Origin of the sequence: Streptomyces sp. NPDC005775 (assembly GCF_042871565.1) — a bacterium.
In the GTDB taxonomy this organism is placed as follows: Bacteria; Actinomycetota; Actinomycetes; order Streptomycetales; family Streptomycetaceae; genus Streptomyces.
In genome coordinates, this window is sequence record NZ_JBIAIU010000016.1 from 202,347 (window position 1) to 212,058 (window position 9,712).

The 9,712-nt window shown below is 70.7% G+C and carries 9 protein-coding genes and 1 pseudogene; 1 reads left to right on the forward strand and 9 read right to left on the reverse strand.

Annotated features, from left to right (window positions below):
• Nucleotides 1-2 precede the first annotated feature (2 nt).
• From ACFYPA_RS31555 to ACFYPA_RS31580, 6 genes are all read right to left on the reverse strand, one after another.
• A complete protein-coding gene (locus ACFYPA_RS31555; protein ID WP_326664073.1) occupies nt 3-959 on the reverse strand; it encodes a WYL domain-containing protein in 957 nt (318 codons plus the stop codon).
• 13 nt (nt 960-972) lie between these two features.
• Nucleotides 973-1,926: a WYL domain-containing protein gene (locus ACFYPA_RS31560; protein ID WP_359084375.1), complete on the reverse strand. Its 954-nt coding sequence runs from the start codon at nt 1,924-1,926 to the stop codon at nt 973-975.
• Nucleotides 1,927-2,092: 166 nt separating this feature from the next.
• The gene (locus tag ACFYPA_RS31565) at nt 2,093-2,464 is read right to left on the reverse strand and encodes an FKBP-type peptidyl-prolyl cis-trans isomerase (protein ID WP_359084376.1); all 372 of its coding nucleotides are present in this window, start codon (nt 2,462-2,464) and stop codon (nt 2,093-2,095) included.
• A gap of 43 nt (nt 2,465-2,507) precedes the next feature.
• Entirely contained in the window at nt 2,508-3,464 is a 957-nt protein-coding gene (locus tag ACFYPA_RS31570; protein ID WP_359084377.1) for an FKBP-type peptidyl-prolyl cis-trans isomerase, read from the reverse strand.
• A gap of 140 nt (nt 3,465-3,604) precedes the next feature.
• Nucleotides 3,605-4,966, reverse strand: a complete 1,362-nt coding sequence (pafA, locus tag ACFYPA_RS31575; RefSeq protein ID WP_359084378.1) for a Pup--protein ligase — start codon at nt 4,964-4,966, stop codon at nt 3,605-3,607.
• A 207-nt stretch (nt 4,967-5,173) separates the two neighbouring features.
• Nucleotides 5,174-6,433: an MFS transporter gene (locus ACFYPA_RS31580; protein ID WP_389135742.1), complete on the reverse strand. Its 1,260-nt coding sequence runs from the start codon at nt 6,431-6,433 to the stop codon at nt 5,174-5,176.
• Nucleotides 6,434-6,564: 131 nt separating this feature from the next.
• Between ACFYPA_RS31580 and ACFYPA_RS31585 the strand changes: the two genes are divergently transcribed.
• Nucleotides 6,565-7,602: a LacI family DNA-binding transcriptional regulator gene (locus ACFYPA_RS31585; protein WP_389135745.1), complete on the forward strand. Its 1,038-nt coding sequence runs from the start codon at nt 6,565-6,567 to the stop codon at nt 7,600-7,602.
• Between the two features lie 54 nt (nt 7,603-7,656).
• Here ACFYPA_RS31585 and prcA read toward each other — a convergent pair whose 3' ends face one another.
• From prcA to ACFYPA_RS31600, 3 genes and pseudogenes are all read right to left on the reverse strand, one after another.
• Nucleotides 7,657-8,511, reverse strand: coding sequence for a proteasome subunit alpha (gene prcA / locus ACFYPA_RS31590; RefSeq protein WP_389135748.1), 855 nt, complete (start codon nt 8,509-8,511; stop codon nt 7,657-7,659).
• 59 nt (nt 8,512-8,570) lie between these two features.
• Nucleotides 8,571-9,416: a proteasome subunit beta gene (gene prcB, locus ACFYPA_RS31595; RefSeq protein ID WP_359084382.1), complete on the reverse strand. Its 846-nt coding sequence runs from the start codon at nt 9,414-9,416 to the stop codon at nt 8,571-8,573.
• A pseudogene (locus ACFYPA_RS31600) lies at nt 9,368-9,559 on the reverse strand (endonuclease domain-containing protein); the annotation flags it as partial. The pseudogene ACFYPA_RS31600 and the gene prcB, both read right to left, overlap by 49 nt.
• Nucleotides 9,560-9,712: the final 153 nt, after the last annotated feature.

A 9,712-nucleotide genomic window follows, 5' to 3' on the forward strand; every position in this document is an offset into this window, starting at 1 on the left:
CCTCAGGCCAGGCCGTCGTACGCGGCCAGCGCGGCGCGGGCCGCGGTCCGTGCGCTCCGCGCCAGCTCCGGCGGCGAGACGATGCGTCCCTCGCCGCCGAGCCGAAGCGCGAGCCTGCGCAGCGACGCCGGGTCGGGGGTGCGCAGGGTGATCCGCAGACCGCCGTCGGGCAGTTCCTCGGCGCTGTCGTGCGGGTAGTACTCGGCGACCCAGCGCCCGCCGGGCCCGACCTCGACCACGACCTCCGGATCCTCGGCGGCGGGCTGGACCAGCCCCTCCGAGAGGTCCCTGAGCTCCAGCTCAGGCGGTGCGGCCGGTTCGTCGAGCAGCCGGATCTCCGCGACCCGGTCGAGACGGAACGTGCGCCGGTCCTCGGAGGACCTGCACCAGGCCTCCATATAGGTGTGGCCGACGGCGAACAGCCTGATCGGGTCCACCTCGCGCTCGGTGAGTTCGTCGCGCGCGGGCGAGTAGTAGCGCAGCCAGAGCCGACGGCGCTCGGAGATCGCCCGGTCCACGTCGGCGAAGACGCCGCCCTCGGACTCGAAGGTGACCGAGAGCCGGGAGCTGGCGGCCCCCACCTCGCCGGCGGCGGCTTCCAGCTTGGCGGTGGCCCGCAGCAGTGCCTGCCGGTCGCTCTCGCGCAGTCCGGGCAGCGTCGCGACGGCGCGGGCGGCGACCAGTAGCGCCGTCGCCTCGTCGGCCGCGAGCCGCAGGGGCTCCGCGACGTCGTCCGGGTTGTGCCACCAGATGCGGTCGCCGTCGGTGTCGATGTCCAGCAGATCGCCGCCGCGGAAACTCGTCCCGCACATGGGGAGGACGTCGAGGTCCGAGATCAGCTCGTCCTCGGTGATCCCGAAGGCCCGGGCGACGTCCTGGACATGGGCGCCGGGGCGCTCACGCAGATACGTCACGAGGGAGAGCATCCGGCGCGTCTGGTCGATGGCGTTCGTGGCCATGAATACGGTCCCCTCAGTCCTTGGCCACGGCGCGCAGCCGGTCCACCACGTCGGCCCGCAGATCCGCAGGTTCCTGTACGACCACGTCGGGGCCGAACTCGACGAGCCAGGCGTCCAGACCGTGTCCGTACGGAATCTCCAACTCCTCCCACCCGTCCCCGAGTTCCCGGACCGATATCGCCCGGGCCCGCAGCGGGTAGCCGGAGTCGGCCCGCAGCCTGATCAGCGCGGTGCGCGTCGCCGTCTCCCCCGCCCAGCTCTCGACGGTCTCGCGGACGGTGACCACGTCGGGCACCTCCGCGGTGAACGCACCGGCCCGGGAACGGACCCTGCCGGTGATCCGGGAGAGCCGGAACACCCGCTCCGCACCCCGCTCCCGGTCCCAGCCGGCCAGGTACCAGTGGCCGCGCCAGCATTCGAGCGTCCACGGTTCGACCTGGCGCTGCTCGGGGCGTGCCGCATTGCCCTTGCGGTAGTCGAAGGTCACCGGCCGGCGGTCGCGGCAGGCCAGCATCAGCGGCTCGAAGGCGGCCTCGTGGACGGGGATACGGGGTTCCAGTGCGCTGTGCACCTCGTAGGCGTCCTCGGCCTCCGGCATGCCGGCGGCCCGCAGCTTCTGCAGGGCTCCGCTGGCGGCGCCGGCCAGCCGGGCCTGCTGCCAGACCTTGGCGGCCAGCCCGAGTGCGGCGGCCTCCTCGGCGTCCAGCGTGATGGGGGGCAGCCGGTTGCTGTCGCGGCGGGCGAGGTAGCCGGTGTCGCCGTCCAGGTTCTCCACGGTCTCGATGACCAGACCGAGCTCGCGCAGATCGTCCTTGTCGCGCTCGAACATCCGGTTGAAGGCGTCGTCGGATCCCGCTTCGAGGTAGGCCTCGATGGAACCGCGCAGTTCGCGCTTGCTGAGCGGACGCCGGGTCCCGAGCAGACACAGTGCCAGGTTCATCAGCCGCTCGGCCTTGGCAATCGCCATCGACGCCCTCTCTGTTTTGCTCTACGACCGTCGACCGTACCGCTCCGGGGTGTCCGGACAAAAGCTGGTGCCGCGGCGGGCAGCGTTCGACCGGGCAAACGTCGCCTGCCGCGGCACGAGGGCCCGCGCCTTGCGGCACGGGCCCTCGGAGTGCGCGGGTGCTGGGTCAGACGGCCATCAGGTCGCAGACGAAGATCAGCGTCTCGCCCGGGGCGATCGCGCCGCCGGCACCGTGGTCACCGTACGCGAGGTGTGCGGGGATGGTCAGCTGGCGGCGGCCGCCGACCTTCATGCCCTGCACGCCCTGGTCCCATCCCTTGATGACCCGACCGGCACCGAGCTGGAACTGGAGCGGCGTGCCGCGGTTCCAGGAGGAGTCGAACTCCTCACCGGTGGAGAAGGCCACGCCCACGTAGTGCACGGAGACGGTCTGGCCGGCCTTGGCCTCGGCGCCTTCGCCTTCCCAGATCTCCTTGATCTCCAGGTCGGCCGGCGGCTCGCCACCCGGGAAATCGATCTCGGGCTTCTCGATGCTCACTGACTTGCTCCTCTAAATGATGAACTGGGCAACCGGGACAGTCTTACATCTTTGCCAGGATGTCCACGGCGAAGACGAGCGTGGAGTTGGCGGGGATGGACTGCTGCGCCTTGTCACCGAGGCCCTGGTCCGGCGGGACGACGAGCAGCACGCGGCTGCCGATCTTCTTGCCGATCAGGCCGTTCTTGAGGCCCTTGAGGGTGACCTGGGCGAGCGGGAAGGAGGCGGTCTTGCCCGTGGTGTACGTGTTGTCGAACTCCTTGCCGTCCTTCCACAGCTTGGCCACGTAGTTCACGACGACCGTGTCGGTCTCCTTGACGACCTCGCCCTTGGACTCCAGCACGTAGTTGGAGACAAGCTTCTTGGGCGGGGTGGCCTTGCTGGGGATCGTGAGGGTCGGTGCCTTGCCGTCGGTGTTCGTGCCGACCTTCGGCAGGTCGACGTTGTCCTGGGCGACCGGGGTGCCCTTGGCCGACGCCGGGATCTGCTTGGCCTTCAGGACGTCCACGACGAAGACGAGGGTGGCGTTCGGCTTGATGTCGCCCTGGCCCTGCGCGCCGTATCCGAGGTCCGGCGGGATGACGAGCTCGACCCTGCTGCCGACCTTCTGCCCGACGAGACCCTTGTCCCAGCCCTGGATGACCATGCCGGCGCCGAGCGTGAGATCGAACGGCTGCTTGCGGTCGAAGCTGTTGTCGAACGGCTTGTCGGAGTCCCAGGCCTGCCCCAGGTAGTTGACCTGGATCGCGTCGCCGTTCTTGAGCGTCGCGCCGTCGCCCTCGCTGATGACCTTGCTCTTCAGCTCCTTGGGCGGCGTTCCCGTGCCCTTGGCCAGGGTGGGCTTCTCACCGAACTTCGCGCCCGCGGTGATGGCGGGGAAGCCGCCCTCCGTGGGGGCGGACGCGGAGGCGGAAGCGGAGTCGGAGCCCTTGTCGTCGCTGCCGCAGGCCGCTGATACCAGCAGCAGGGGGACGACGAGAAGGCCGGCAATTCGGCGCACTGGTTCCTCAGATCTCAGACGACACATGTGTTGGGACTCAGCCCAGGGGGTCCCCGACACTCTAGGGCGTGCGCAGGGCCCCGTACGAGGAACGTACGGGGCCCGAGTCGCACGAGAGCCGAGGCGCGTCCTGCGCCGGCTCACATACCCGCGATCAGCTTCTCCACTCGGTCGTCCACGGATCGGAACGGGTCCTTGCACAACACCGTGCGCTGCGCCTGGTCGTTGAGCTTGAGATGGACCCAGTCGACGGTGAAGTCCCGCCGCTGTTCCTGGGCCCGCCGGATGAAGTCGCCCCGCAGCCGCGCCCGGGTCGTCTGCGGGGGCACGGACTTGCCCTCGAAGATCTTCAGGTCGTTGCAGATGCGGGCGGCCTGGCCCCTGCGTTCCAGCAGGTAGTACAGGCCGCGACGGCGGTGGATGTCGTGGTAGGCGAGGTCTATCTGGGCGACCCGCGGGTTCGACATGGTCATGTTGTGCTTGGCCCGGTACCGCTCGATGAGCTTGTACTTCATGACCCAGTCGATCTCGGTGCCGATCCGGTCGAGGTCCTCGGCCTCGATCGCGTCGAGCGTGCGGCCCCACAGTTCGAGGACCTTGGCGACGTTGCCCGTGCGGATGCCGCGGCGGTCCACGAAGTCCACGGCCTTCTCGTAGTACTCGCGCTGCACCTCTATGGCGGAGGCCTCGCGGCCACTGGCGAGGCGGACCTTGCGCTGCCCCGTGATGTCGTGGCTGACCTCGCGGATCGCCCGGATCGGGTTCTCCAGGGTCAGGTCCCGCATCACCGTGCCCGCCTCGATCATGCGGAGCACGAGGTCGGTGGCACCGACCTTGAGGAGCATGGTCGTCTCGGACATGTTGGAGTCACCGACGATGACGTGCAGGCGGCGGTAGCGCTCCGCGTCCGCGTGCGGTTCGTCGCGGGTGTTGATGATCGGACGGGAACGCGTCGTCGCGGAGCTGACGCCCTCCCAGATGTGCTCGGCACGCTGGCTGACGCAGTAGACGGCGCCCCGCGGGGTCTGCAGCACCTTGCCCGCGCCACAGATCAGCTGCCTCGTGACGAGGAAGGGAATGAGGATGTCCGCGAGCCGGGAGAATTCTCCGTGCCGGGCCACGAGGTAGTTCTCATGACATCCGTAGGAGTTTCCCGCCGAGTCGGTGTTGTTCTTGAAGAGATAGACGTCGCCTGCGATTCCCTCCTCGTGCAGGCGGCGTTCGGCGTCGACAAGCAGGCCTTCGAGAATGCGCTCGCCGGCCTTGTCGTGGGTGACCAGCTCGGTCAGGTTGTCGCATTCGGGGGTTGCATATTCCGGATGCGATCCCACGTCGAGGTAGAGGCGGGCGCCGTTCCGCAGAAAGACATTGCTGCTGCGGCCCCATGACACAACACGGCGGAAGAGGTAGCGCGCCACTTCATCAGGAGACAGTCGGCGCTGTCCCCTGAACGTGCACGTGACGCCGTACTCGTTCTCCAGCCCGAAAATGCGGCGGTCCATGACTGAACATTACGCCTGAAGGACCGAGCTGAAACCGGGTTCGACGGCACCGTTTCGATCATTTTCCGATCCTCGCACCACAACAGCGCTACGCCCGGGAGCTGCGAGGACCTTTCCGGTGGCCCGCGGAGCGAGCGGCGCCACCACTCCACCGGCCCTCGGGAGGGCGCCGTCGCGGCGCCGGGCCCCGGCCGGCCCGGGCCTCCGTCACGCCTGAGGGTCCGGGCTCAAGCCGGTTTCGACGGCGCCCTCCCGGTCGCCCTCCGGTCCTCGCACCGCGACGGCGCTGCGCCCGGGGACCGCGAGGACCCTTCCGGTGCACAGCAGCACGAGCAGCGCGGCCGCTCCCCCGGCCCCCGCGACGGCGAAGCTCCATGCCGTCCCGCCCAGTTCCACGGCCGGACCCGCCACGGCCGTACCCGCGGCCGCGCCCACGCCGAACGTCGTCACGAGCCAGGAGAACGCCTCCGTCACCGTGCCCCGCGGGGCGTGCCGGTCGACGACGATGAACGAACAGGCGATGGCCGGTGCCAGGAACACCCCGGCCACGGCGGCCAGCACGGTCATCGCCACCACACCCGGCGTCAGCATCAGCGGCAGGTAGCCCAGTGCCAGCAGCGCCACGATCACCCGGAGCCTGCGCTCGGGCGGCCCGGACCACTGCCGGGCCCCGTACACCGCTCCCCCGATCAGCGCACCCAGCCCCAGGGCGGCCATCAGCCAGCCGTAGACGGACTCCCGGCCGTGGTCGTCGGCGTACGCCACACCGGCCACGGTGATGGAGCCGAGCGCCATTCCGACGAAGAAGAACGAGCCGAGCAGGGCCAGCAGCCCGCGCGAACGCAGCGCGCCCAGCCAGTGAGCCTCGCGCGGGGCGGAGCGCCAGGTCCTGGAGGGTTCGGACAGGACGACGGAGAGGGCTCCCAGGACCCCTATCGCGTTGATGACGAGCAGTGCGGCGGCCGGCGCCCAGAGGGAGACCAGCAGGGTCACCAGCAGCGGCCCGACCGTGAACATGACCTCCTGGGCGACCGCGTCCATCGCGTAGGCGCGGTGGACCCGGTCCTCGCTGCCGAGCACGGTCGGCCACAGGGCCCGCAGACCACCCTCCAGGGGCGGCGTGAACACTCCGGCCACGGCCACCGCCGCATAGGCGAGCGACAGCGATCCGAAACCCGCCACGGCGAGCAGCGCCATGCCGAGGGCGGAGAGGACGGCGGCGGGAAGCTGGACGCGCGGCTGGCCGTACAGGTCCACGGCGCGGCCCAGCAGCGGCTGTCCGACCGCCGTTCCCAGCCCGTAGACCGCGGCGAGCCCACCGGCCAGGCCGTAGCTGCCCCCCTCCGCGCGGGTGAACAGCACGATCGCGATGGGCGCGGTGCCGTTCGGCAGCCGTCCCACCAGGGTGCCCGTCAGCAGCCGGGCGGCATGCCGCGCCCGGAGGATGTCCAGATATCCTGCGGCCATTCCCGCCCCTCTCCTTGGAGCGCCTTCCGGACACCCGAGGTTTTACGTATAACTTCCAGGAGCATACGTACCATGAGCCCAGTCCGCAGGTCCATATCGTCGCGCCTGCCCCGAACGGCCCGGAGGCCCGCGTGACCAGCCCCGCACCGCCCGGAGCGCCCCGCCCCACCAGCCGGGACGTCGCACGGGCCGCAGGCGTCTCCCAGGCAGCCGTCTCCCTGGTCCTCGGCGACAAATGGCGCGGCCGGGTCTCGGAGACCACCGCCGGCCGGGTGCGCGAAGCCGCCCGCGACCTGGGCTACCGCCCCAACCTCGCCGCCCGCAATCTGCGCCTCGGCCGCACCAGGACCGCTCTGCTCGTGGTCCCCGCGCTGACCAACGAGTTCTTCGCCCGGGTCTACACCGGCGCCGCCGCGGTCGCCGCGGAGCACGGCTTCGGAGTCGTCCTCTACCCCTCGCCCGACGGCACGGGTCCGGCCCGCGATCCCTTCGCCTCGGCACGCGCCGCCCTGGACGGGGTGATCGCCTCCTCCATGGCCGCCGACGCCCTCGGCGCCCTGCACGGCGTCGGACTCCCCCTGGTCATGCTCGACAGCGACCCCGCGGCGCCTGGGCCCGCGGCCAGGGTCAACCTCGACATCGCCGACGGAATGCGTCAGGTCGCGGATCACCTGCTCGCCCTCGGCCACCGCCGCTTCGTCCATCTCGCCTCGGCGGTCGACTCCTGGACCTTCGCGGTCCGCGCCCGCGCCCTCCACGAGGCCCTGGGCGCCGTCCCCGGCGCCGACGTGCGAACCGTGCCGGCCGCGCTGGACGTCCGGGCCGGCCTCGAGGCGGCGCAGCGCGCGCTGGCCCGCCCCGGGCCCCGCCCCACCGCCATCGTGTGCGACGACGACATCCTGGCCGCGGGTGCCTGCAAGGCCGCCCGCCGGCTCGGGCTGCGCGTACCGGACGACCTCTCGGTCACCGGCTTCGACGATCTGGCCCTGGCCACCGCCGTCGAGCCGGAGCTCACCACCGTGCGGCTGCCCGCCGAGCAGGTCGGCGAGCGTGGGATGAACGCCCTGCTGTCGGTACTGGAGGGCGGGCAGGCCGAGTCCGGCAGCCTGCCGGTGCGTCTGGTCGTCCGCGGCTCGTGCGCGCCCCCGCCCGGCCCGACCCGCTCATGACAGCGCCCCGGCCCGCCAGGAGGCGGACCGGGGCGAGGAGACCGGCAGGACCGGCTACTCCACGTCGCCGCCCGAATCGGTCGTATCGGCGGGACCGGGGGCGGCCTTCTTCTTGCCCGCCTTGCCGGTGACCGTCGTCGTCCCGGACGTGACCGCTTCGTCGCCGTCCTCCGCGTCCGATGGGGCGTCCGTCGGCGTCGCACCGGCGCCGTCGGCCTCCAGCAACCGGGCCAGCTGCCGGCCGACGATCCGCTTGAACTTGCGCTGCTGCGGCCTCGTACGGTCCAGGACCGCGACCTCCAGCCGCTCCGCGGGGATCTCCCGCTCGCTGCCGTTGGGATCACGGGACAGCGCCTGCACCGCCAGCTTCAGCGCCTCGGCCAGGGACATCCCGTCACGGTGGCGCTGATCAAGGAAGGTGCTGATCTGCTCCGCGTTGCCGCCGACCGCGACCGAGCCGTGCTCGTCCACGATCGAGCCGTCGTGCGGCAGCCGGTAGATCTGGTCACCCTCGGGGCCGGCGCCGACCTCGGCGACCACCAGCTCCACCTCGTACGGCTTCTCGGCCGCACTGGAGAAGATGGTGCCGAGCGTCTGCGCGTAGACGTTCGCCAGTCCACGCGCCGTCACATCGTCGCGGTCATAGGTGTATCCGCGCAGATCGGCGTAGCGCACTCCGCCGATGCGGAGATTCTCGTACTCGTTGTACTTGCCGGCGGCGGCGAAACCGATCCGGTCATAGATCTCGCTGAACTTGTGCAGCGCACGGGACGGGTTCTCGCCGACGAACACAATGCCGTCGGCGAACTGCAGCACAACCAGGCTGCGACCACGGGCGATGCCCTTCCGGGCGTATTCCGCCCGGTCGGCCATGGCCTGCTGAGGTGAGACATAGAACGGCGTCGACACCGGCTATCCGTCCCTTTCTGTCAGTGGCAGGAGCATCGAAGAGGCCTCGGTACGGACGGTCAGAGCAGCGCGGCGCGCGGGCCGTCGGGCTGCTCCATCCGGCGTTCCAGGATCGAGCGCGCGATCTCGGAGGATTCCGTCTCGGTCAGCTTCCGGAAGCCCTCGTCGGTGATGACAGTGACGATCGGGTAGATACGACGGGCCACGTCGGGTCCGCCGGTCGCCGAATCGTCGTCCGCGGCGTCGTACAGCGCCTGTACGACCAGCGTGAGCGTCTGCTCCTCCGTCAGGTCCTCGCGGTAGAGCTTCTTCATCGAGCCACGGGCGAAGATCGAGCCGGAGCCGGTGGAGGCGTACCCGTGTTCCTCGGAACGGCCGCCGGTGACGTCGTAGCTGAAGATCCGGCCCCGCTCGCGGTCGACGTCGTAGCCGGCGAAGAGGGGCACCACGGCGAGCCCCTGCATGGCCATCGCCAGATTGCTCCGGATCATCGTGGAGAGCCGGTTCGCCTTGCCCTCCAGGGAGAGCTGGGCCCCTTCGACCTTCTCGAAGTGCTCCAGCTCCAGCTGGAAGAGCTTGACCATCTCCACCGCCAGACCGGCCGTACCGGCGATGCCCACCGCCGAGTACTCGTCGGCCGGGAAGACCTTCTCGATGTCGCGCTGCGCGATCATGTTGCCCATGGTCGCCCGCCGGTCTCCGGCCAGGACCACCCCGCCCGGGAAGGACGCCGCGACGATCGTGGTGCCGTGCGGCGCCTCGATGGCCCCCTTCAGGGGCGGCAGCTGCCGGTTGCCCGGCAGCATCCCGGGCGACTGGTCAGACAGGAAGTCCATGAACGAAGAGGACCCGGGCGTCAGGAAGGCAGCTGGTAGACGCCCGGTGCTACGAGTGTTGGCTTCCACGCGTTTCCCTCCAGGTAAGCGATGGCCCTGCGCAAGGTGTCAGGATCATCTCCCAACTTGCCTACGGCCGAGTTGCAGTTGAAGCACCGTATGCCACGGACCCTACCCGTCCGACGGCGATGATCCACATGTCCGGCGGAGGCATTCGGACCGATCGAGATCCGTGCCCGCGGCCGTGGGGGGGGGGGGGGGGGCCGGGGGGGGGGCCCCCGCCCGCCCCCCCCCGGCCCCCCCCCCCGGGGGGGGCCGGGGCCCGCCCCGCGCCGGCCTCCGCGGCTGGAGCGGCGCCGGGGCCG